General features: G+C 29.0%; 18 protein-coding genes. 13 read left to right on the top strand and 5 right to left on the bottom strand.

Annotation, left to right across the window (positions count from 1 at the left end):
• The 9 genes from WG950_RS10490 (at position 1) to WG950_RS10530 (ending at position 10,621) form a co-directional block, all read left to right on the top strand.
• Complete coding sequence (locus WG950_RS10490) at positions 1 to 1,338, top strand: oligosaccharide flippase family protein (RefSeq protein ID WP_340932189.1); 1,338 nt, start codon at positions 1 to 3, stop codon at positions 1,336 to 1,338.
• Positions 1,328 to 2,593 (top strand): O-antigen ligase family protein, encoded by a 1,266-nt coding sequence (locus WG950_RS10495; protein ID WP_340932191.1) that lies wholly within the window; start codon positions 1,328 to 1,330, stop codon positions 2,591 to 2,593. Before WG950_RS10490 ends, WG950_RS10495 begins: the two co-directional genes overlap by 11 nt.
• The gene (locus WG950_RS10500) at positions 2,562 to 3,641 is read left to right on the top strand and encodes a glycosyltransferase family 4 protein (protein WP_340932193.1); all 1,080 of its coding nucleotides are present in this window, start codon (positions 2,562 to 2,564) and stop codon (positions 3,639 to 3,641) included. Before WG950_RS10495 ends, WG950_RS10500 begins: the two co-directional genes overlap by 32 nt.
• 4 nt (positions 3,642 to 3,645) lie before the next feature.
• Entirely contained in the window at positions 3,646 to 4,860 is a 1,215-nt protein-coding gene (locus WG950_RS10505; RefSeq protein WP_340932194.1) for an O-antigen ligase family protein, read from the top strand.
• Positions 4,860 to 5,963 (top strand): glycosyltransferase, encoded by a 1,104-nt coding sequence (locus WG950_RS10510; protein WP_340932196.1) that lies wholly within the window; start codon positions 4,860 to 4,862, stop codon positions 5,961 to 5,963. Before WG950_RS10505 ends, WG950_RS10510 begins: the two co-directional genes overlap by 1 nt.
• A 3-nt stretch (positions 5,964 to 5,966) precedes the next feature.
• Positions 5,967 to 7,322 carry an exopolysaccharide biosynthesis polyprenyl glycosylphosphotransferase gene (locus tag WG950_RS10515; protein ID WP_340932197.1) on the top strand — a complete coding sequence of 452 codons (1,356 nt, stop codon included), beginning with the start codon at positions 5,967 to 5,969 and terminating at the stop codon, positions 7,320 to 7,322.
• Positions 7,322 to 8,074, top strand: a complete 753-nt coding sequence (locus WG950_RS10520) for a glycosyltransferase family 2 protein (protein WP_340932199.1) — start codon at positions 7,322 to 7,324, stop codon at positions 8,072 to 8,074. Before WG950_RS10515 ends, WG950_RS10520 begins: the two co-directional genes overlap by 1 nt.
• A gap of 50 nt (positions 8,075 to 8,124) precedes the next feature.
• Positions 8,125 to 9,399: a phosphoribosylamine--glycine ligase gene (purD, locus tag WG950_RS10525; RefSeq protein ID WP_340932201.1), complete on the top strand. Its 1,275-nt coding sequence runs from the start codon at positions 8,125 to 8,127 to the stop codon at positions 9,397 to 9,399.
• A 163-nt stretch (positions 9,400 to 9,562) separates the two neighbouring features.
• The gene (locus WG950_RS10530) at positions 9,563 to 10,621 is read left to right on the top strand and encodes a glycosyltransferase (protein WP_340932203.1); all 1,059 of its coding nucleotides are present in this window, start codon (positions 9,563 to 9,565) and stop codon (positions 10,619 to 10,621) included.
• Here the strand turns inward: WG950_RS10530 and WG950_RS10535 are convergent.
• Complete coding sequence (locus tag WG950_RS10535; protein ID WP_079737489.1) at positions 10,586 to 11,626, bottom strand: sensor histidine kinase; 1,041 nt, start codon at positions 11,624 to 11,626, stop codon at positions 10,586 to 10,588. The genes WG950_RS10530 and WG950_RS10535 overlap by 36 nt on opposite strands.
• A 10-nt stretch (positions 11,627 to 11,636) precedes the next feature.
• Positions 11,637 to 12,335 (bottom strand): response regulator transcription factor, encoded by a 699-nt coding sequence (locus WG950_RS10540; protein ID WP_079737488.1) that lies wholly within the window; start codon positions 12,333 to 12,335, stop codon positions 11,637 to 11,639.
• A 219-nt stretch (positions 12,336 to 12,554) separates the two neighbouring features.
• On the opposite strand from WG950_RS10540, the gene WG950_RS10545 reads away from it, so the two are divergent.
• The gene (locus WG950_RS10545; protein WP_340932205.1) at positions 12,555 to 14,516 is read left to right on the top strand and encodes a T9SS type A sorting domain-containing protein; all 1,962 of its coding nucleotides are present in this window, start codon (positions 12,555 to 12,557) and stop codon (positions 14,514 to 14,516) included.
• Between the two features lie 87 nt (positions 14,517 to 14,603).
• Positions 14,604 to 15,320 carry a 3'-5' exonuclease gene (locus tag WG950_RS10550; RefSeq protein WP_340932206.1) on the top strand — a complete coding sequence of 239 codons (717 nt, stop codon included), beginning with the start codon at positions 14,604 to 14,606 and terminating at the stop codon, positions 15,318 to 15,320.
• Here WG950_RS10550 and WG950_RS10555 read toward each other — a convergent pair.
• The 3 genes from WG950_RS10555 to WG950_RS10565 form a co-directional block, all read right to left on the bottom strand.
• Positions 15,317 to 15,628, bottom strand: coding sequence for a hypothetical protein (locus tag WG950_RS10555; RefSeq protein ID WP_340932207.1), 312 nt, complete (start codon positions 15,626 to 15,628; stop codon positions 15,317 to 15,319). The two genes, WG950_RS10550 and WG950_RS10555, sit on opposite strands and share 4 nt — an antisense overlap.
• 16 nt (positions 15,629 to 15,644) lie before the next feature.
• A complete protein-coding gene (locus tag WG950_RS10560) occupies positions 15,645 to 17,513 on the bottom strand; it encodes an ABC-F family ATP-binding cassette domain-containing protein (protein ID WP_340932208.1) in 1,869 nt (622 codons plus the stop codon).
• 269 nt (positions 17,514 to 17,782) lie between these two features.
• Positions 17,783 to 22,885, bottom strand: a complete 5,103-nt coding sequence (locus tag WG950_RS10565) for a GEVED domain-containing protein (RefSeq protein ID WP_340932209.1) — start codon at positions 22,883 to 22,885, stop codon at positions 17,783 to 17,785.
• A gap of 332 nt (positions 22,886 to 23,217) precedes the next feature.
• Here WG950_RS10565 and WG950_RS10570 point away from each other — a divergent pair, with 332 nt between their 5' ends.
• Together WG950_RS10570 and WG950_RS10575 are read left to right on the top strand one after the other, a co-directional pair.
• Entirely contained in the window at positions 23,218 to 24,234 is a 1,017-nt protein-coding gene (locus WG950_RS10570; RefSeq protein ID WP_340932210.1) for a sugar phosphate nucleotidyltransferase, read from the top strand.
• A complete protein-coding gene (locus WG950_RS10575; protein ID WP_340932212.1) occupies positions 24,234 to 25,208 on the top strand; it encodes a hypothetical protein in 975 nt (324 codons plus the stop codon). Before WG950_RS10570 ends, WG950_RS10575 begins: the two co-directional genes overlap by 1 nt.

A 25,208-nucleotide genomic window follows, 5' to 3' on the forward strand; every position in this document is an offset into this window, starting at 1 on the left:
ATGAAAATTAAGGAAAAGCAAAATACTTCTTTTGATAAGAATTTATTAGAATTAATAAAAAAAGGTGGTGTAAACTTTATATTTTATGGTTTAAATCTTGCGATTGTTTATTTGATAGGAATTTTTATAACTAAATATTATGGTTCTGCAACTTATGGAAGGTATTCTATAATTAAGGCGTTAATTTTAGTTATTATTATTTTTAATACACTTGGTTTAAACACATACGCAATTAAATTGTCTTCAAACAAAAATCACTATGAGAATGGATTCTTTAAAAGTAATTTTATATCGAAATCTTATAAGATTATTTTTATTGTTTCGTTAATATTTACTTTTATTATATATTTTTTTAAAAAAAATATAGCTATTCAGATTTTTGGTGATAAAAACTTAGAAATTTATTTGCAGTATTTTCCTTTGATTTTAATTCTATCAGTTTTTTTAAACTATAACAGTAATGTCTTAAAAGGTCAAGGTAAGGTTTTATCCTTTTCATTTGTGAGTTCATTTTGCAATAATTTTATTTTTGTAGGTCTAATTTTATTGATTTTTAATTATTATTCTTCTAAAGAAATATACCTCATTTTAAGTCTTTTGTTTAGTTTTTTTATAGCCTTAATTATATCAATAACTAAAATATTTCCTCTGAAATTTCAGAAAGAAGTTAAAAGTATAAGAACAAAAAATATTCTAAAGGAAAGTTTTCCGATGATGTTAAGTTCTTCAATGATTTTTATTATTTTTTCTCTTGATACATTAATGTTAGGTTTTTTTGATACTAGCGAGAATGTGGGGGTTTATCGGATTGTAACCCAGGTTTCTAGTTTAAATGCAGTCTTTCTAATTATTTTAAATTCTATTGTAGGTCCTAAAATATCAAACTTTTATTCTGATTCTAATTATGATGAGATTAGAAAAGTTGTTATTAATGCTTCAAAAATTATTTTATTTATAACAATACCAGTATTAATATTTATTTTGTTTTTTTCCACAGAAATTCTACTTTTTTTTGGTGAAGAATATTTGAAGGCAAGAAATTCAATTATAATTTTATCTATATGTCAATTTTTTTATGCGATATCTGGATTTGTAGATTTAATATTAAATATGACAGGAAAGCAAAAGGTTTTTAGTAAAATAACAATGTTTTCTGGTCTGGTAAATATAATTCTTAATCTCATTCTTATTCCAATTTATAGTATTGATGGTGCTTCTATAGCGACAGGTTTTTCAATTTTAATAACTAATATTCTGGGTGTTATATATGTAAAAAGAAAATATAATTTTTTACCTATTTATTTACCTTTTATAAATAAAACAATAAATGAAAATTAGTATTGGAGAAGCTAAAAATATCAAAAATATAATATTTGTTGTTTTTGTAGTCTTTTGTATACAATTTACAGAACTAAAATTAGATGTAATAAAATTATCTGAACTACTACTGTTAATCTTAACTCCATTTCTTTATTTAAGAAAAACCATTAATAAATACAGTTTGTTGTTTTTAGGTTTATTTATTTTTTGGTTGGTTGCGACATTAATTCTTAATAATTTTAGAGATTTTTACTTATTGGAAAACGTTTCTATTTTAAAAAGACCTTATTTTATAACTATTGGTAGGTTTTTAGAATTATTATCTTGTGTAAATTTAGCTACACTTGTTTATCTATTTTTCAAAAATAAAAAGAGAGAAACAGCTTTAATTTATATTAAATATATTTTTAGATTTTGCTTGATTTTTACTATATACAATGTAATAACTTTTGGATTATTAAAGTTTAATATAATTGAAGAGAGTGTTTTATTATATTATGATCACGGTATTAGATTGAATGGTGGTTATGTAGAAGGGGGGCCTTATGGTTTAATGCTTAGTTTTACATTTATATTAACATTTCTGTTTAAAAGTAAATGGCATTTTATTAACAGAATGTTTCTAATATTGGTAATATTTTTTTTAGCAAGGTCTAAAGCAGGTTTGGTTTTAATTATAAGCTGGTATATTCTATTTTATTATAAGAGAATGTATGCAAAGCTAAAAGAATTAAATATTGTAATTATATTAATTGGAGGCTTATTAATATCAATAGTTATTGCTAAATTAGGAAAAGATTATATTGATGATATTGTAAATGTTAGGAGAGAAATGAAAGAGAGGTCAAGAGATGTAAATCTTGTAATGGGAAGAATTGCCGGATTATTTATATTTCCAAAGATGGTTGTAGAAAATCCTATACTTGGTATAGGCTTGGGTAACTATCCAATTATTAGAAACAATCCTAAATACTTGGGTTTTGTACCTAAAAGTCCAAAAGGTAAAACGGATGCTCATGGTTATGGTGGTTTAGTACAGTTGTTGGTCGACGGAGGAATTGTAATGTTGTTTCTATTTTTATGGATAATCTATAGTTTATTTAAAAACCTTAGAAACAATCAAAGAGAACTAGAAAATTATTTAATAATATTTTTATTATTTTTTGTTTTTGGAGTTCAGATATACTTTCTTTACCCTTGGATTTTAATGGGTTTGTTAATGTCTATTGCTAATAAAAAAAATGAAGAAAAAAAAGATAGTTGTAGATGCTAGAATGATTAATGATTCTGGTATAGGAACTTATTTAAAAAATGTTATTCCTTATTTAATACCAAAATATGATTTGGTATTCTTGGGTACTCCAAAAGATTTACATAAATATGAAAATAAATTAAGAAACAATATAGTTGAGTTTACTGCTAACATTTATTCTTTCGCAGAACAAATTTATTTGCCTCTTATTATTCCTAAGTGTGATATCTTTTGGTCTCCACATATCAATGTGCCTTTATTTCCTATAAGAGCTAAAAAGCAAGTAACAACAATTCATGATATTAATCTCTTAGCCTTTAATAATAATTTTAGTATACTTAAAAAGATGTATGCTAAACTATTGTATAAAAATGCAGTAAAAAAAAGCCATCAAATAATTACTGTTTCTAATTTTTCAAAAAGTGAAATATTAAAATATTTAAAGGTGGATGAGGAAAGAATTAATGTAATTTATGGTGGCGTAAATAAACTTTTCTTTAAAAAAAGCACTTTAAATTTCGAATTGCCAAAAAACTATCTATTATATGTGGGTAATGTAAAACCACATAAAAACTTAATTTCGTTACTAAAATCTTATAATAAATTACCTTTAAATATAAAAAAAGTATTTAGTTTGGTCGTTATTGGGAAGAAAGAAGGTTTTATAACTCCTGATAAAAAAGTCTTCAACTTTATTAATAAAAATAACCTAATTAATAATGTTATATTTACAGGTTATGTAGAAGATCAATATTTACCGGATATTTATCAAAAAGCCAAAATGTTTATTTTTCCATCTTTGTATGAAGGTTTTGGTTTACCTATTTTAGAGGCTATGGCTTCAAAAACTTTAGTTTTATCCTCTAATTTAACGAGTTTACCAGAGGTGTCTTTAGACAATGCTTTATATTTTAACCCTTTAGATACAGAAGAATTAAAAGATTTAATTGTAAAAGAAATATATAGTGATAATAGTATTAAGATTGAATTAGCTTACAATCATTCTAAAAAATTTACATGGCAAAAATCTGCGGAAGAACACATAAATATTTTTGAAAAAGTAATTTAATTATATGAAGACTTTTAGTTTAAAAAAAAATTCATTTTATATTTTAGTATTGATTTCTATGTTCCCTTTGCTCCCTAAGGCGGTAGAAAGTATATTAATGATATTATTTTTTTTAGTTTCGTTAATTATTTTTTTTAAAAACAAAAAACACTGTTGTAAATCAAATGTATTTCAGGTGTTTAATTTGTCGTCTCTGTTCGTAATTTATCTCATATCTACATTGTACAGTGAAAATTTATCTGAAGCTTTTAATTTTATCCTCAGAGTAACTCCTATTTTTTTATTCGCATTAACTTTAGGAATTTTAAATCCAATCATTACAAAGAAAAAAAAGAAATTTTTATTAAACACGTATTTTTTTTCAGTTTTTACAGCTCTTTTGATAGTTCATACGCATTTAATTTTTAATGTTTCAGGAGAAATAACTTCGTGGGAATATAGAAATGCTTTTGAAGAATATACAAAAGTGCATGGTACCTACTTTTCTTTATGGACAGGTTTTGCAGTATTAATAATACTTAATAAAGTATGTAACCTAAAATTTAATAAAAAAAACTTTATAATAATCTCACTATATTTAATAGTATTATCTTACTGTATTTATTGGCAATTTATAATTGCTGCGAGATTACCTTTATTTGTAACATTGCTTTTATCTTTTGTATTACTATTGAAACAATTAGAAAAGAGAATAGCTATCTATATTTTTTTTATGGCAATTACCCTAGCGTTAGTAATTGGTTTTGTCAATTTAAATACCATAAAAAATAAAATAGACTTTAAAATACCTCAAGGAAAATATGAATTGAAGCATAATGTAATGTCGAGTGAAGATATTAGAGCTGGTATATATTTTTGTTCCTATAAAATAATTAAACAATCAGTATTATATGGAATTGGCATAGGAGATGTTAATGACAATTTAAATAAATGTTATGAGAGTGAAATTGATAGTGATGTTTATCAAATTTTTCATTATAATTCACACAATCAGTACTTACAGATAATTTTAGCAAGTGGTCTCTTAGGGCTATTATTTTTTTTATACAATCTATTAATTTTGTTAAAATTGTCAATTAGAAATAAAGATAATTTGTTTTTTGCATTAAATATGTTTTTAATAATATGTTTTTTTACAGAAAATATTTTGAGTAGGCATGATGGCGTTATATTTTATAGTTTTTTTACTGCTATATTTTATTTTAATAAAGAGGTTTGATGAAAGTAGCTATTGTACATTATTGGTTTATAACTAGAAGAGGGGGAGAGAAAGTTGTTGAATCTTTGTTAAAGCTATATCCTGATGCAGATATTTATACACTTTTTTATGATAAAAATAAATATGGAGATTACTTAAAAAATCATAAAGTTTATACATCTAAACTAAATTTTCCTTTATTAAGAAAACATTATCAAAAATTATTTCCTCTTTATCCATTTGCTGTGAAATCTTTAAAATTGAAGCAGGATTATGATCTAATTATTTCATCAGAATCTGGGCCAGCAAAAGGCATCTCAATTAAAAATAAAACTAATCATATTTGTTATATTCACAGTCCAATGCGATACTGTTGGGGCTTTACAAATGAATACCTGGCAGCTATAAACCCTGTCTTGAGACCTTTAGCAAAATTCTTTTTTAGAAAACTTAAGAATTGGGATATAAAAACAGTGAATAATGTTGATTTATACATAGCGAATTCTAATAATGTAGCAGATAGAGTAAAAAAATATTATGGTAAAGTGGCAGAGGTTGTTTATCCACCAATTGAAACTAAATTATTTGAAAAATCATTAATTCAAGATGTTGAAAAAACTCATTATTTAAGTTTTGGTGCTTTAACACCTTATAAAAAAATAGATTTATTAGTAGATACTTTTAATATTAGCGGAGATAAATTAATTATTATAGGTAATGGTTCTGAAAAAGAAAACTTAGTAAAAAAAGCTAAACCTAATATAGAGTTTAAAGGGTTTTTAGAGGATGATAAACTAGAAAAATATATATCGACTTCCAAAGCATTACTTTTTCCTGGTGAAGAGGATTTTGGTATGATACCATTAGAAGTTATGTCTTACGGTATACCAGTTATTGCTTTAAAAAAAGGTGGTGCCTTAGAAACTGTTATAGAAAATAAAGAAGATTACTCTCAATCATCCGGTGTATTCTTTGAAGAACAATCAATAACTTCATTGCAAGAAGCTATTTTAAATTTTAAAAGCGTACAGTATGAATTTGACCCTTTATGGATTAGGAAGCATGCAGAGGGTTTTGAAGAGAGTAGGTTTTTGTATAATTTTAAGAATACAATAAAAAAATAAAGAATGAAAAAGAGATTTTCATATTTAATAAGACCTTTGCAAGTTTTAATAGATGTCATAATTATTAATTTAATTGTATATCTAATTTATGATAAAGAGTTTCTAAATTTTTCTTTCTTATCTTATATAACCCTGTTTTGGTTAGCATCTAGTTATTCTTTTGGTTTTTATAAGGTTTACCGTTATACAAGTTACTTACGTGTAATTACACTTTTGGGTAAACAAATTTTATTTTTTGCATTAGGTTATTTTGCTTATTTCGGTATATTTAGAGAAGGAGATGTTGTTAATAATCAGTTTGTAATTTTAATGTCAATAATGATAGCTATATCAATCATAAAAATTTTATGGTCGTTTGCACTTAAAAAATACAGATCTTTAGGTAATAATTTTAGAACGACAGTTGTATTAGGTTTCGATGAATCTTCAAAAAATATTATTAAGTTATTTAAAAGTAAAGCGAATTTAGGGTACAAATTCTTAGGATTCTTTTCCGATAAAAATTATAAGAATAGTGAATACTTGGGGAAATTAGAATCTGTTTATGACTTTACCAAAAAAAATATGGTAGATGAAATTTACTGTTCACTTTCTTCATTAACCGATAGTCAAATAAAAGAAGTAAATAAGTTTGCTTTAGAGAAAGAAATTGATTTAAAATTAATTCCTAATGCTACAGAATTGTATAGTAAAAATCAAACGATACATTACTATGACGATGATTTGATGGTTTTAAATGTTAATAAATTACCATTTGAGTTTACGGGTAACTTCTATATTAAAAGGGTGTTTGATATTGTGTTCTCTTTTTTTGTTTGTGTAACTGTTTTATCTTGGTTAATACCTATTTTATGGATTTTAGTAAAGTTAGAATCTAAAGGTCCTTTAATTTTTAAACAAGGTAGAGAAGGTATAAATGGAGAAGAATTTATTTGTTATAAATTTAGATCTATGAAACTTAATAAGATTGCAGATAAAGTACACGCTACAAAAGGAGACGCAAGAGTTACAAAAATTGGTGCCTTTCTAAGAAAAACTAGTTTAGATGAATTGCCTCAATTTATCAATGTTCTTTTTGGTGATATGAGCGTTGTTGGCCCACGACCGCACTTAGAAAGTTTGTCATTAGAATATCAAAAAGAGGTAGACGATTACTTAAAAAGACATATTGTAAAACCTGGTATTACAGGTTTAGCGCAAATAAGTGGTTATAGAGGTGAAATTAAGAAAAAGTCTGATATTAAAAATAGAGTGCGTTTAGATATTTTTTATATCGAAAATTGGTCTTTCTTTTTAGATATAAAGATTATAATACAAACTGTTTTAAATGTATTTAAAGGAGAAGAGAAAGCATATTAATGAAACCAAGATTCAAAATAACCGCTACTATTGTACTTTATAAAGACAATTTGAATATTTTAGAGCAAACAATTAAAAGTTTTTTAGAGACTAATGTTTCTAAAAAACTTTTTTTAGTAGATAACAATTCTACAGATACTTTAAAATCTAAATTTAACCATGCAGATATAGAATACATTTTTGTAGGTAAAAATATTGGTTTTGGTAAGGCTCATAATTTGGTTTTAGATAAAGTTGCCTCAGATTTTCATTTAATTTTAAATCCAGATATTCAGTTTTCTAGATTGGTTTTACCAAACTTAATTAATGTTTTAGATCATCAAAAAGATGTTTCATTTATAAGTCCTAGAGTGGTGTACCCAAATAAAGAAAATCAATTTATTTGCAGAAAAAACCCAACGCCTTTCGATTTAATTAATAGAAGATTAAATCTCTCTAAACAAAAGATTTTCGAAAACGAATATAGAAGTAAAAGTTTGTTAGAACCTTTTTTTCCTGAATTTATACACGGCTGTTTCATGCTTTTTAAAACAAAGGAATTTGTAAATTTAAATGGTTTTGATGAGCGTTATTTCTTGTATATGGAAGATGCAGATATTTGCAGAAAAGTATATCAATCTGGTAAGAAAATATATTATTATCCAAAAGAAATTATAAAGCACACGCACCAAAAAGGTTCTTCAAAAAAGGCGAAACTATTTTTTTATCATCTTTCTTCTGCAATAAAGTATTTTTTAAAGTGGGGAATTTAGTTTCGTCAAGAAATTAAAATATATTTGCAATAACAACAACACAACAAACAATGAATATTCTTATTTTAGGTTCTGGAGGAAGAGAACACGCTTTTGCATTAAAATTATCTGAAAGCAAAAAAATTAATCAACTTTTTGTAGCACCAGGTAATGCTGGTACAGATAAAATTGCGACCAATTTAAATATTGGAGTTTCAGATTTTGAAGCTATTAAAACTGCAGTTTTAGAAAATAATGTAGAAATGGTAGTTGTTGGTCCAGAAGTTCCTTTGGTAGAAGGAGTTCATGATTTCTTTTTAGCAGACGCAGATCTAAAAAATATACCTATAATTGGTCCTAAAAAAGACGGTGCTTTATTAGAGGGTAGTAAAGATTTCTCAAAGCAATTCATGCAAAAGCATGGTGTGCCAACTGCTAAATATCAATCGTTTACAAAAAGTAATTTAGAAGAAGGTTTTGCATTTTTAGATACATTACAACCGCCATTTGTTTTAAAAGCAGACGGTTTAGCTGCAGGTAAAGGTGTTTTAATTTTGAATTCTTTAGAAGAAGCGAAAACAGAATTAGAAAATATGGTTTCTAATCAAAAATTTGGCGAAGCTTCTACAACAGTGGTAATCGAAGAATTTTTAAAAGGAATAGAATTGTCTGTTTTTGTTTTAACAGACGGTAAAAGCTATAAAATCTTGCCTTCAGCAAAAGATTACAAGCGTATTGGCGAAGGTGACACTGGTTTAAATACTGGCGGAATGGGAGCAATCTCTCCAGTACCTTTTGCAGATGAAGCTTTTTTAAATAAAGTAGAAGAATTGGTGGTAAAGCCTACAATTAATGGTTTACAAAAAGACGGCATCGATTATAGAGGTTTTATCTTTATTGGTTTAATGAATGATAACGGAAACCCTTCTGTAGTAGAATATAACGTAAGAATGGGAGATCCAGAAACAGAAGTTGTTTTACCAAGAATAGAATCAGATTTGTTAGAATTATTCGAAGGTGTTGCACATCAAAATTTAAACGAAAAATCTTTTTCTGTAACTTCTAAAACTGCAACAACAGTAATGTTGGTTTCTGGCGGATACCCAGAAGCATATGAAAAAAACAAAGAAATTACAGGTTTCGAAAATGTAAAAGATTCTATAACATTTCATGCCGGTACAACAATTAAAAACGGTAAAGTTGTAACTAGCGGAGGTAGAGTTATGGCGGTAACTTCTTTTGGCGATACGATAGAGCAAGCGTTAGAAAAAAGTTACCAAAGTATCGATAAAATTAATTTCGATAAAATGAACTACAGAAAAGATATTGGTTTCGATTTAGTATAATTTTTTTTATTTGGGCGTTTTAACAGGCTTTCCATTATATCTTTTTTCAGAAAAAGAAAAAAGGATGCCATTACAATCCTTAACGCAACCTTTTTGCTGTAAATACTATTTTCCTAAACTTAGTTATTATTTAAAAATTTGGTAGCTTTAAACTTTAAATAAAATGTCTACTACCAAAAATAAAATAATAATAGCGCCATTAAACTGGGGTTTAGGTCATGCAACTCGTTGTGTGCCCATTATAAACGCATTGTTAGAAAATAATTATCAACCAATAATTGCGTCAGACGGAAGTTCTTTAGAGTTTTTAAAAAAAGAATTTTCTAATTTAGAATTTTTAGAACTTCCGTCTTACAATATTTCTTACCACAAAAATTTAAAGCTTACATTACTTTTACAAATCCCTAGAATTTTAGCAACAGTTAAAAAAGAACAAGAAGTCATTAATAATTTTATTAACGCTAATAAGGATGTTATTGGTGTAATTTCAGACAATAGATTTGGTGTAAGAAGTAAGGTTGTTCCTTCTATCTATATAACACATCAAGTAAATGTTTTATCTGGTTTTACAACTGTTCTAACCAGTAAAGTTCATCAGAAAATAATAAATAAGTTTGATCAATGTTGGATTCCTGATCATAAAAATGGGGAACTTTCTGGACGTTTATCAAAAATAGAAAACTCTAAATATAAATTTATTGGTGCCTTAAGCAGGTTTTCTAAAACTACAATTAAAGATAGTAAAGTTGATGTTTTGGTTGTGCTCTCTGGTGTAGAACCTAATAGAACATTATTAGAACATAAATTGATATCAGAATTTAAAAATGATGCTAGAAATATTGTTTTTGTTTTAGGGAAAGTAGAAAATGATCAAAAAAAATGGACAAGCAATAATTCCGTTTTCTATAATTTTTTATTGTCTAAAGAGTTAGAGCAAAAAATTAATGAAGCAGAAATAGTTATATGTAGATCAGGATATTCATCAATATTAGATTTGTATACCTTAGAAAAAAAAGTGTTTTTTATACCTACTAAAAATCAACCAGAGCAAGAATATCTTGCTAAATATTTAGAACAAAAAGGTATTGCTCCGTTTGCTAATTTAGAAGATTTTAATAAAAAAATGCTGAATAATTTGAGTGATTACACAGGTTTTAAATCTAAAAAATCAATTTTAAGTAGTAGTTTATTTAGCCTTTTCCATGGTAAAAGAAAACTCTGATCCTTCACCATAAGTACTTTTTAATAAAACTGTTTGGTTGTGAGCCTCTACAATATGCTTTACAATAGACAAGCCTAAACCAGAGCCACCTTGATCTCTAGATCTACTTTGATCGACTCTGTAAAAACGTTCGAATAATCGAGATAAGTATTTTTGTTCGATACCTTCACCGTTATCAACTACACGAATAACATATTTGTTGTCGTTATAATTATCTGCAGCAACAACGGTTGTTCCGTTAGGTTTACCATATTTAATTGAGTTTACAATTAAATTGATTAAAACTTGTTCTGTTTTTTCTACATCACCAACAACAAAAACCGGAAAATCATAAATTCTATCGAATTTTAAAGTGATATTTCTTTTTTTAGCTTTCATTTCAAACAAATCAAACACATTTTGAATAACTTCTAAAATGTTGAAAACAACCATGTTTAATTTCAAGCCGTCTGTTTCTAATTTAGCAATCATATCTAAATCTTTGGTAACAGCTACCAGTCTTTCTACACCTTTGTTGGCTCTTTCTAAATATTTTTCGCGAATATTTTTATCATCCATAGCACCTTCTAAAAGTGTAAGAATGTAACCTTGTACGGTAAATAAAGGTGTTTTAAGTTCGTGAGCAACGTTTCCTAAAAAATCTCTTCTAAAAGAATCTCTTTCTGTTAAACTTTTAATTTCTAACCGTTTACCTTCTACATATTTTTGCATTCTGTTAGAAAGTTTTTCGATATCTGTGGTTACAGATTGTTTTCTTAGATCGTTAACATCTAATATAGAAACGTTTTCGTATATTTTTTTTAATCTTCTATAAATAAAATGTTCTGTTCTATATTGAATTATAAAAAATGAGATGATAAACAAAATAAGTACAGCAATTATTGCTGTACTTAAATTAAGTTTATCTGTACTAAAAAAATATGTTATTATAGCAATACTAGAAGATAGTATTGTTAAGTAAGTTGCAGACCAAAGTGCGTATGAATAGGTTTTTTTAAACTTCATAAAAGCAAATTTATTTATCTGCTTCTAGTAATACAAATTTATAACCAACTCCTTTTACAGTTTTAAAATGGTCGTCTCCTATTTTTTCTCTTAATTTTCTAATATGTACGTCTATTGTTCTACCACCAACTACAACTTCATTACCCCAAACGGTATCTAAAATTACTTCTCTTTTAAAAACTTTACCTGGTTTAGAAGTTAGTAAAGAGAATAGCTCAAACTCTTTTCTAGGTAATAAAATCTTTTTACCAGCTTTATAAACTACATATTCTTCTCTATCAATAACTATATCGCCAATTTTAAAAGTCTCTTCGCTTTCTTTTTCAGATTTTAATCTTCTTAAAAGAGATTTCACCTTACTAACCAATACTTTGGGTTTAATAGGTTTTGTAATATAATCATCTGCGCCAGCTTCAAAACCTGCTACTTGAGAATAATCTTCTCCTCTTGCAGTTAAAAATGAGATGATAACATTTTCTAGCGAATTAATTTTTCTGATTTTTTCACAAGCCTCGATACCATCCATTTCTGGCATCATTATATCTAATAAAATTAAATGCGGTGTGTTTTTTTTAGCAGATTTTATTGCCTCTTGGCCATTATTTGCGGTAAAAACTTGATAGCCTTCATTTCTTAAATTATAACCAACTATTTCGATAATATCTGGTTCATCATCTACTAATAGTATTTTAATATCGCTTTTATTCATGATTTTAAATAAATATAAGTATCAAAAATAGTAATTATTATTATAGCAAAAGTATCCTTAACAAACATTTAATTTTAAAAAGATTATAGATAACGTTTACTTAACGATAAAATAAAATGTCTTTTTTTACTTCTTGATATTGAGTTTGTTAATGATTAGATAACAAATAAGAAATCTAAAAAGTTATATTTGTTTTTTGAAATCATAAATCCTATTCACATGAAAAAAAATTACATTATTACATTATTTTTAATGCTTTGTTTTGGGGCTTTGTCATACGGCCAAGGTTCTGAATCTTTTGCAAACTCAAACGCTACAGGTTCTTATGCAGATAATAGTTTTGTTGGTGATGGAGGAATAACCTGGACTTATGTTGCTTCTAGAAATGCAAATAATACTGCAGGTGTAACTTTACCAGCAGTTATGTTAAGAAGATCTAGTAGTGATAGTAAAATAACATCAAGTACTATATCTGGCGGTATTGGAAATTTTTCTGTGAAACTTTACAAAGGGTTTACGGGTGCTGGAAATAGACAAGTAGAATTATTTATAAATGGTGAATCTAAAGGAACATCAGTAGCTTTTGATGATTTTGATGAACACGTATTTTCTGTTTCTGGTATAAATGTTTCTGGAGATATAGTGATAGAAATTAAAAATATAACAGAAAAACAAGTTATTGTAGATGATATTTCTTGGACAGCTCCAAGTTCAGACCCAGCAATAAATACAATTGGTACAATATCTTTATTAGAATATTTTGAAGGAAATGGGCCGTCACCAGAAAAAGGAATTAATGTAGAAGGTACAAACCTAACATCAGACATTACCGTTACTGCTCCAACAAACTTTGAGGTTTCGGTTGATGCTACTGGTACATATTCGCAATCTATTGCTCTAGCACAAACTTCTGGTGAAGTTGCTTCTACACCAATTTATGTTCGTTTAAAAGAAGGTTTAGGTGAAGGTACATTTGCAGATAATATCACATTAAGTTCTGCGGGTGCAGAATCTGTTACAATTGCAGTTACAGGTGAGGTAAAAAATGCAGATCCTCAATTTACATATGCAGAATCTTTAAGTAAATTTAGTTATACACTAGAAGAAGGACCTTCTGATGTTCAAAACTTTTCTGTAGAAGGTCTGTTTTTAACAGATGATTTTATTATTGCTGCACCAGAAAATTTTGAAATTTCTTTTTCTCAAGATACAGATTTTGCTAGTTCTTTATCAATTACACCTGCTGACGGTAAAATTGAAGATATTATTTACATTCGTTTAAAAGCGGGTATTACAGTTCCTGGTAATTATCAAGGAGATGTAACTCTTTCTTCTGCAGGAGTAACAGCTGTTACTTTTAATGCTGAAGGAGTTGTATACGGAGAATTAACAAATAATATTATTATTTCAGGTGTTTTTGATGGTAGCTTAACTGGTGGAATTCCAAAAGGAGTTGAATTATATGTTTTAGAAGATGTTGCAGATTTAAGTTTATTCGGATTAAGCTCTGTTTCTAACGGAGGAGGTTCTACGGATGGAGACATAGAATTTAATTTTCCTTCTATAGCTGTTACTGCCGGAACTTTTATATATATTTCTTCAAGCGAAGCTGGATTTACAGATTTTTTTGGCAAGAATGCAGATTATATAACAGGTGTTGTAAATATTAATGGAGACGATTCGATTGAATTATATGAAAACGGAAAAATTATAGATGTTTTTGGTAACGTAAATAAAGATGGTTCTGGTGAAACTTGGGAGTATCTTGATGGTTGGGCTTATAGAAATTCTACTTCTAGCCCACAGGGAACTACTTTTACCGATACTAATTGGTCGTATAGTGGTGTAGATGGACTAGAAGGTGGTACAAATAATGCTACTGCAACAACTCCTTTTCCTATTGGTACTTTTCAACCTGCAACCGCAGCTGTTTCTAGAAATAGTATCGAAGGTTTTAAAACATTTCCAAACCCTGTTACAAATAAAGAGTTTACTGTATCAACAAATAATACAAGTGTAAAGCAAATTATAATTTTTAATGTTTTAGGTAAAAAAGTTTATGCTGCTAGTTTTTCTGGAGTAAAATCTACAATAAATGTTTCTGATATGAATGCAGGAGTTTATATTGTAAAGGTTACTGAAGATGGTAAGACAGCTACAAAAAAGTTGGTAATAAGATAATTACGAGTATACTTTTTAATATTAAGAAAGCTTCGATTTATTTCGGAGCTTTTTTTTTGACTATATTTAGAGGAGAAAAAGAAAAAGATGAATTTAAAATTAAAACTAAGTAATATCTTATTTTTAGATATAGAAACTGTGCCAGCAGAAAGTAATTGGCAAAATTTAACAACAACTACTCAAGAGTTATTTAAGAAAAAAACAAGTTATCAACGAAAAGAAGAAACTACAGCAGCAGAATTTTATGAACGTGCAGGAATTTGGGCCGAATTTGGCAAAATTATATGTATTTCTGTAGGTTATTTTGTTTTGAATGATGAAAAAAATCAATTTAGAGTGACTTCTTTTTTTGGTGATGATGAATTTAAATTATTATCCGAATTTAAAAACTTATTAGAAACACATTTTTCTAAACCAGCAAACGTATTATGTGCGCATAATGGTAAAGAGTTCGATTTTCCTTTTATCGCTAGAAGAATGATTGTACATCAAATACCATTACCTAAAAAACTAAATTTATTTGGTAAAAAACCATGGGAAATTCCGCATTTAGATACTTTAGAGTTGTGGAAATTTGGTGATTATAAGCATTATACTTCCCTAAACTTATTAACATCAATCTTAGGAATACCTTCGCCAAAAGATGATATTGATGGTAGTGAAGTTGCTAAAGTTTATTACATAGAAAAAAACATTAAAAGAATAGTTAATTACTGCGAAAAAGATACAATTACGGTAGCGCAGGTATTATTAAGATTTAATAATCAACCTTTGTTAGAGGAAAAGGATATTGTAAATGTTTAATTGAATTTAGAAAGTATAAATAACAATACATGATAAAAAGCTGGTAAAAAAGCAATTACTAATATTACTTTAAACTTTTTAAAAATATTTTTTGTCTGTAGCCAAATTATAAAAGGTGATGCTAGTGAAAGTAGTAAGCCAATATAAACGCAAACTTTAGAAATATAAGTACCGTATTTATAGATATACTCGTATTCAGAAAAACGATATACTTCAAAGCTTCCTTTAAGTATTAAATTTTGAATTAACAACAAGTAAATAACTACGGTAAGTATTAAGGGTGATGTAAAAAACTTTACTGTACTCATCTTACAAAACCATTAATTAATCTTCTAATTTCATAGAAAGTTCTAACCAACGCTCTTCTTTTGCTTCTAAATTGTCTATAATTTCTTGTAATTCTTCAGATTTTTTTGGAATATCTTCTGTAGCAATTTCTACGTTTAAAAATTGTTTTTCAATTGTTTCTTTTCTTTTCTGAAGTCTTTCTATTTCACTTTCTAAAGCGCCAAACTCTCTTTTTTCATCAAAGCTTAAAGCAGATTTTGTATTTTTTTTAGTTGCTTTTTTTTCTTCTTTTTTAATTGTTGTTTTTTCTGAATTGTCTTTAGAAAGAGAACTATCGTAAGCTCTAAAATCTGAGTAGTTACCTGGAAAATTTTCTACAACACCTTCACCTCTAAAAACAAATAATGAATCTACTATTTTATCCATGAAATATCTGTCGTGAGAAACCACTAAAAGGTTTCCTGGATAATCTAAAAGAAAGTTTTCTAAAACATTTAAAGTAACAACATCTAAATCGTTGGTAGGCTCATCTAAGATTAAAAAGTTAGGATTCTGAATTAAAACTGCACATAAATACAAACGTTTTTGTTCTCCACCAGATAGTTTTTCTACAAAGTCATATTGTTTCTTCTTGTCAAACAAAAATCTTTCTAATAATTGCGATGCAGAAATTCTTCTTCCTTTAGCTAACGGAATTTCTTCACCAAATTCTTTTACAACTTCTATTACTTTTTGTCCTTCTTTAATTTGAATACCAGCTTGTGTGTAGTAGCCAAATTTTACAGTTTCACCTAAAACTACCTTACCACCATCTAAAGGTGCTTTTTCGGTGATAATATTTAAAAATGATGATTTTCCTGTTCCGTTTTTACCAATGATCCCTACTCTTTCGCCTCTTTTAAAAACATAATCAAAACCATCTAAAATCTTTTTTTCTCCCCAAGATTTATGCACTTTATGTAGTTCTAGAATTTTACTTCCCAAACGTTCCATATTAATTTCTAATTGTACTTGGTGGTCTTTTCTACGTTGATGTGCTTTTTCTTTAATTGCGAAAAAATCATCTGTTCTAGATTTCGATTTTGTAGTTCTAGCTTTTGGTTGCTTGCGCATCCAATCTAATTCTTTTTTAAATAAACTTTTAGCTTTGCTTAAGTTTGTCGCTTCTAAAGCTAATCGTTCTTCTTTATTTTGAAGGTAATAAGAGTAGTTACCTTTGTATTTGTAAATTTTACCTTCGTCTAACTCTAAAATTTCGTTACACACGCGTTCTAAAAAGTAACGGTCATGCGTAACCATAAAAAGTGTTATTTTCTCTTTAGCAAAAAAAGCTTCTAACCATTCTATCATTTCTAGATCTAAATGGTTTGTTGGTTCGTCTAAAATTAGTAAATCTGGTTTATTAATTAAAACGATAGCAAGAGATAAACGTTTTCTTTGTCCACCAGACAAAGCACCAACTTTTAAAGATAAATCGTCTAATTTTAATTTAGATAATATTTGCTTGTATTGTGTTTCAAAATCCCAAGCATTAAACTGTTCCATTTGCTCAAAAGCAGCTTGGTAAGTGTCTGTGTCGTCTAAGTTTTTTAACGCTTTTTCATATTGATTTACAATAGATAGAATTTTATTATCAGTTGCAAAGATTGTTTCTTCGATTGTTAAATCAGGATTGATATCATCTTTTTGTGCTAAATAAGCAATAGAAATTCCTTTTCTGCTAACTACTTGCCCAGAGTCGGGTACATCTAAACCTGCAATAATATTTAATATTGATGTTTTACCGCTTCCGTTTTTTGCAACAAAAGCTACTTTTTGATCTTTATTAATACCAAAAGAGATGTCGTCGAATAAAATGCGTTCTCCGTAAGATTTAGAAATGTTTTCTACTGATAAATAATTCACTACTTGTATTTTTTTACAAAGAAACAAAAAACCCAAGCAAAGGCTTGGGTTTTTGAGTCATTTAATTTTAGGGGTCGCATTAGGGGTGCTAATTAAATGACTTTTATACTTGTAAAAATAGTAGTTAAGTACATACTTGTCAATCCCTGAATTCAGTATATTTTCACTATCCCTGAATTCAGGGTTTTATATCCCTGAATTCAGTATGTCAATAAATTTAAATTATTGTCTAATAGTGTTTTAATTTTTATTTAGTATGCTGGTTTAAATTATATTTTAATAAACTTTTTAATTAACTTCTCTTCACCGTCGCTTATTTCTAGCAAATACATACCAATTTTTAAATTAGAAACGTCTATTGAGTTGTTTTGTAATTTGCCTGATTTTATTGTTTGCCCGATAGAATTGATAATTTTATACGAATTAACAGTGTTAGTAGATAACTGCACATTTAATAATGTCTTTACTGGACTTGGATAAATCTTAAACGATCCGTCTGTAGTGTTAAAGAAATTATCATTATTTACCATGCTAATGTTGTTAGAGGCTGCAGTATTGTTTAAACTTACATTGTCTATGGCAACATCTGCTTGCCATGTATTACCGGTAACTCTATTAAATCTTAACTGAATATTACTACCTAAGTATGCCGATAAATCTACACTAGCGCTTAACCATTGGTTTCCTTTATTACCAGATTCTGTCCAAATACTCGACCAAGAAGCTCCGTTGTCATTACTAATTTCTACATCTAAAGTTCCCGTGTTTGTTGCGCCATACATGTGATAATTAAAATTAAACGAAGCTGCAGATAAACTAGATAAATCAAAACAAGGTGAAGTTAATATAGCTTGTTTTGTTGGGTAGCCGGTGTTGTTACCAGAAGCTTCAACAAATAAATACGAATTACCTTCTGTTGCAGAAGAAGGACCTGTACTGTTAGACGGTGTTCCGTTCGCATCAACAATCCAATTTAAATCATCATTTGAATTTTGAGACCAACTACCAATGTTTCCTTCAAAACCTTCGTTGTAAGGAAAAGAAGTTACTTCTGCAGTACAACCATTATTATTGCTGTTTCCGCTAGATAATTCGATGTTGTCTAATGCGATGTCTGCTTGCCAAGTACTGCCTGTAATTCTATTAAACCTTAATTGAATACTAGATCCTGTAAATGCATTTAAATTAATATTAGCAGACAACCATTGGTTACCCTTGTTCCCAGATTCACTCCAAATGTTCGTCCAATTTGTTCCATTATCTGTACTAATTTCTAAGGCTATTGTACCCATATCTGCAGCACCATACATATGATAATTAAAACTGAAGTTTGCAGATGTTTCATTAGTCAAATCAAAACAAGGTGTGTTTAAAATAGCTTGTTTGTTTGGGTAACCTGTTCCGTCTCCAGATGCTTCTACAAATATATATGAGTTTCCGTTTGTTGCAGAAGAAGGTCCTGTACTCCCAGAAGGCGTTCCGTTAGAATTAATAGACCAGTCAATATCATCCGAAGAAGATTGAGACCATGCGCCTAAATTTCCTTCAAAACTTTCTGTATAAGGAAAAGTTGATACTCCGTTTACACAATCATTAGTACTTATTGTATTTACATTTATTGTTCTAGAAACTTGTGCCGCTGCATTTCCTGCATTGTCACTTACATTATAATTTTTAATATATGTTCCTGCTGTATTTGTGTCTACATTACCAGTAATAATTATGTTAGATGTTAAATTACCGTCTACATTATCTGTTGCTGTTGCACCTTGTTCAGAATAGGTGTCGCCAACGTTTAAGTCTAAAGTTGATGCGCCGTTTAATGTTATTATTGGTGCTATTGTATCTGCGGATGCTGCTTGAATATTTACAGTATAATCTTCTACTTCTCCGTAAGAAAAACTTTGACAAGATGTAGGAATAGCATTGTAACTCATAGAAACTCTCATTCTTGTTGAAGTTTCTAGTGCTGATGACGGAACAGTAAATGAAGCTGAAACTGTTGCGTTTTGATTTGGTGCAACTGATAAAACTTGTTCATTAGCATCTGTAAAATCTCCATCTTTGTTAAAATCAATCCAAACTGCATAACCTTCGTTGTATTTGGTTCCTGTCCATGTTGGTGTAACAGTTACAGTATAATTATCACCTTTTATTAAGTTCGTTGATATGCTAGTAAAATCTGAATAAAACTGAGCGCCTGAATTATTATTGATGGAACCAAGTTGTACGTTACTTATAAATTCATCATTAACATTAGAACTTTGAGATGCACAATAATTAATAGGAGTAACATCTGTTGTAACAGTTAAAGTATTACTTGCGGTAGAAATATTACCGGCATCATCTTTTGCTATTACAGAAAACGAATATGATGTGTTTGAGGTTAATCCGTTTACGGTAAAACTAGTATTTGCGGTGTTTCCAACAACTGTACTTCCGTTTAAAACATCGTAAGAAGTTACTGCAACATTATCTGTAGAAGCTGTCCAACTTAAATTTACAGATGTATCAGTTTTGTTGTTTGAAACTAACGCTGTCGGAGCAGTAGGAGCAGTTGTGTCTGGTGCTAATGTTGTTGCGTTTACGGTGATGCTTTTAACAGAACTATTGCCTGCACTATCTTTTGCAATAACGTAAAAGTTATAGTTGGTATTGGCGCTTAGGCTTGTTGCTGTATAACTTGTGTTTGTAACAGTTGTTAGTAAGTTGCCATTTCTATAGATATCATAATTAGTAACGCCAACATTGTCTGTAGATGAGCTCCAAGAAAGTTGAATAGAGTTTTCTGTAATATTGTTAGTAATTAAGTTGGTTGGAGTGGTAGGTGCTTCTGTGTCAGGTGCTGATGATGAGGTAAATGTACCTGTAAATACACCTCTACCGTATGTAGAAGCTATAATTTTATTATTTGTATTATCGCCAGAAACATTCCAATAATCTAAAGAAGTTACACTAACATCACTCATGCCGTTATATGATTGAGACCAATTAGGGTTTGTATCATTAAAGTTTTCTGTAGACCAAACACCTAATTGAGTAGCAATAATTGCTTCGTTTGGTGCTAAAGGATTCAATAAAAAGTCTCTTACCGGGATATTTGGAAGATTTCCTTCTTTGCTTGACCAAGTGCTACCTGCATTAGAAGAATACCAAATGCTAGTAACGCCGTAATTATGTATTGTTACAATTAAATCGTTAGCAGTTTCTCCAAGTCTAATAGAAGAGATTGCACCAACAAAAGGATTATTAACTGTTGTAAATGTTGCAGAATTATTGGTAACATTTGTTAATTTAACCAATCCGCCGTTAGATAAACCAACATACCAAGCATTGTTTTCGAAAGGGGAGGCTCTAAACGCTGTTGGACTAGAAGTTAACGCAGCATTTGTTAATGATCCTTTACTGTTAGAAGCAACATTTATACTTAATATAGAATTACTACTTGTGGTAGATTGATTTGATAATAATCTATTTGCATTACTATCATAATCCATCGGGTTTACGAAATCACCAGTACTTTGATCACTCGACAAAGTTGTTGCTCCTCCATCAATCCTTCCTTGGCCATTCCATGGTAAATTAAATCTATAAATTACATTAAAAACATACGTTGCAATCATGTATTGCCCATCTTTATCTACAAAAGTGTAAAAACCATCTCCGTCGCTTAAATCTTCAGAAGAATTTATTCCGTTTGCTGTATTTGCGTCTCTAAAAGCTTGTGTACCGTTGTCTTGCGCACCAGCCGAAAAAATTCCATTTAAATCTCCAACACCATCTGGTCCAATACTTGCTTTTACAAATTGTGTAACATTGTAGTTGTTGTTTCTTGAGTTAATTGAATTACCCGAGTTGCCAGAATAATAAATACCACCATCATTACCAAACAAAACTTTAGAAGCATCATTATTACCAAAAGCAATTGAGTGTTGATCTGCATGTACATTATTTGGTTGTCCAAAGCCACCATACCAGTGTGATAATTGAGACCAAGAACTACCTCCGTTTGTAGATTTAAATAAATCGATTCCACCAACGTATATAATATTATCATTTGCAGGATCAGCTTCGATTACTAAATCGTAAAATGCTTGACCTCTTGTAAAATCATTTGCAGAAATGCCTGTATCTGCATCATTTGGCAGAGCTTTAGAAGTAATTGAGCTAAAACTATTTGTTGTTTCGTAAATATGAACAGGAGAGTTAACACCTTGAGTTAAAGCATAAATTTTATTTCCGTTTGTTGCTGATGGTTCTAGTTCTACTCTATTAGAATCTGTCAAAGGAGAAGCATTTGCCTCTGTCCAAGTAGATCCGTTTGTAGAGCTGTAAACTCGACCGCCACCTTCGCCAAGAGCAGAACCAATGGTTCCCATCCAAAGTTTATTATCTGCACCAACTTCTAAATCATTAGGAATGTAATAATAAGTAGAACCACCAAAAGAGTAAGATAGGTTTGACGATTCTATTCTACTCCAAGAACTACCATTATTTGTAGATCTATAAATACCAGCAGATTGTAAACCCAACCAATTTTTCGGACTTGAAGAATCTCCGTAAACATGAGCTCCGACGGCAACAAAAAGTTCTGTAGAGTTTCCGTTATCCCAGGCTAAAACATCGTTTACGTAATAAATACCTTTTAAAAATAAATTAGAAGCGTTGTAATCAAAAGAATCTGGTCCGGCGGCAGGAATTGTGACTGCAGACCAATTATTACCACCATCAGTAGTAACATAAACACCGTTACCAACAACATCTCCTGCGGTATATTGTTCTCCTGTACCTACATACCATCTATTAGAATTTCTAGGATCTACAGTAATGGAGGTTACAGAAAGGTTTCCTGGTACATTTTGCACTCTGCTCCATTGAGAATTTGCATTTGTAATGTTTGTATTTTTCCATAATCCACCAGAAACACCACCTGCATAAACGGTGTTGTTAGAAGTATCATTTGGGTCGAACATAATAACTCTTGTTCTACCACCAACGTTATTTGGGCCTCTTTCTTCCCAAGCATTAGAAGTGTTTCCTGGGGTTTTTCTAGAAACTCTTTTTTGCATTATCTTTTTTCTAAGCTCATTTAACTCACCATCATCTAATTTTCCTGTTTCAGGGTTTATGGTAAGTTCCCACATCTGCTCGAAATACCTGTTAGGAGGCAGTCCGTTTTGTTTCCTTTTCTTTTTATCCCAAGTTAATGTTTCTTTATATGGGCTGTTTTTAATAAAGTTTTCTAATTTTTTTCTTTTAGATAATAGTTCTTCTTTCTCTTTCTTTTTGATAATTGTTTTTGATAAAAAAAAGGAGAACATTAAAATAGCTATTGAGCTAAATAATAACTTAAGGTAAGTGTTTTTTTTCATGTGAATAAAATTTTTAAAAATTTGGGGATTGAATTAATTCGACAACATTATTATTTTTTGTATTAATAATTTATTAAAAAATCTTAATATATTATTAAATACGTATCAAAAGTATTAATTTATTAAACATTGTGCAATCCCTGAATTCAGGGTTTTTTACTATCCCTGAATTCAGGGATAGCGCCTTGAAGATTTTAATAAATATTGATAGCTTAAGTAAAACCTGTGAATGGATTTTTCTTGTGAAAATCATTCAGCTTTAATAGATTCAATTTTTTTTAAAATCTTTTTAATAATGGTATATTGCAACGATAATTTTTGATAAAAAGAACATGAAGATAATAGTACCAATGGCCGGAATAGGTTCTCGTTTAAGACCACATACATTAACAGTTCCTAAACCTTTAACCGTAATCGCAGGAAAGCCAATTGTGCAAAGACTTGTAGAAGATATTGCATCTGTGGTTGATGAAAAAATAGAAGAAATTGCGTTTATTATTGGTCCTGCAAAAAAAGGATTTCCAGCAAATACAAAAAATAATTTATTAGAAATAGCCAAAGAATTAGGTGCTAAAGGTTCTGTTTACGTTCAAGAAGAAGCATTAGGAACCGCGCATGCGTTATTTTGTGCTAAAGATTCATTAAACGGTCCTTGTGTTGTTGCTTACGCAGATACATTATTTAAAGCAGATTTTAAATTAGATTCTAATGCAGATGGTGCAATTTGGGTAAAGCAAGTAGAAGACCCGAGTGCTTTTGGTGTGGTAAAATTAGAAGATGGTTTTATTACCGATTTTGTAGAAAAGCCAAAAGAGTTTGTTTCTGATTTAGCAATAATTGGTATATACTATTTTAAAGACGGTGATAGAGTTAGAGATGAAATTCAGTATTTAATTGACAACGATTTAAAAGAAAATAACGAGTTTCAGCTTACAAATGTTTTAGAAACATTAAAAAAAGACGGCGCTAAATTTATTCCTGGAACTGTAAACACTTGGATGGATTGTGGTAAAAAAGATCCAACAGTAGATACCAATAAACAAGTTTTAGATTTTGAACATAAAGCCGGTAATAATTTGGTATCTAAAGACGTTGTATTAGAGAATTCTGAAATTATAGAACCTTGTTTTATTGGTAAAAATGTTGTGCTTAAAAACACAAAAATTGGTCCTTACGTTTCTATTGGAGAAAATAGTGTTGTAGAAAACGCAACCATAACAAACTCTTTAATACAAACAAATGTTCTAATTTCGAATGCAAAATTAGACAATGCAATGATTGGTAATCATGCAAAATATAACGGTGAATATACTTCAGTAAGTATTGGTGATTATACAGAGTTAATCTAATGGGTTTTATAAAAAAAGAAATAAATAAATTAAAAGAGGGGCAATTTCATAATTTTAAGTTGTCTCTTTTTTCTTTGTTCCTTTTTTTAATATCAATTAATGGTTTTGCACAAGATAGCATACCTGCGGCTGTAGATCTATCAGAAGAAAAAGAACTAAAGTTTCAGCAGTTTTTCTTTAAAGCATTATCGCAAAAATCTATCGGTAATTATCAAAAATCGATAGAAAATTTAGAAAACTGTAATCAAATATTACCTAACAATAGTGTTGTTTTTTTTGAGTTTTCTAAGAACTATTTAGAATTGAATAAAAAGCTTTTAGCTAAAGAATATATTAAAAGAGCTATCGACCAAGAACCAAAAAATATTTGGTTACAAAAGCATTTGGTTAAAATTAATGTTGCTGATAGAGATTTTTCTGAGGCAATTAGAGTTCAGAAAAGTATTGCTACTATCAATAAAAAAGAACGCGAATATTTAGTGAGGCTCTATTTGAAAAATAGAGATTTTAAAAACGCCATACATCTAATGGAGGTTTTAGAAGATGAAAATTCTTTGTCTTCTAGTTTAAAAAATATAAAAGATAATTTACAACAAACCAGAAAAGCCAGACCTGTAAAGAGCTCTGCAGTAAGTAATATTTTTAAACAGTTTGAAACCGATAAATCATATGTGCTTTTAAAACAGATTTTAGAAAGTGTAAAACAAGATCCTGATTTATTATTAGATTATAGTAAAAAAGGAATTGCTTTGTTTCCTGCACAATCATTTGTGTATTTAATGAACGGTAAGGCTTTAAATGCAAAACAGAAGTTTAACGAAGCTATTACTTCTTTAAAAAATGGTATCGATTTTGTAATTGAAGATGATATGGAAGCCGAATTTTATAATGAAATGGCTGTTTCTTACAATGGTTTAGGTAATACTATCGAAGAAAAAAAGTACAAACAAAAGTCAAAAAAGTTAAAAAAATAA

The sequence above is a fragment of the Polaribacter marinaquae genome, assembly GCF_038019025.1.
Lineage (GTDB): Bacteria > Bacteroidota > Bacteroidia > Flavobacteriales > Flavobacteriaceae > Polaribacter > Polaribacter marinaquae.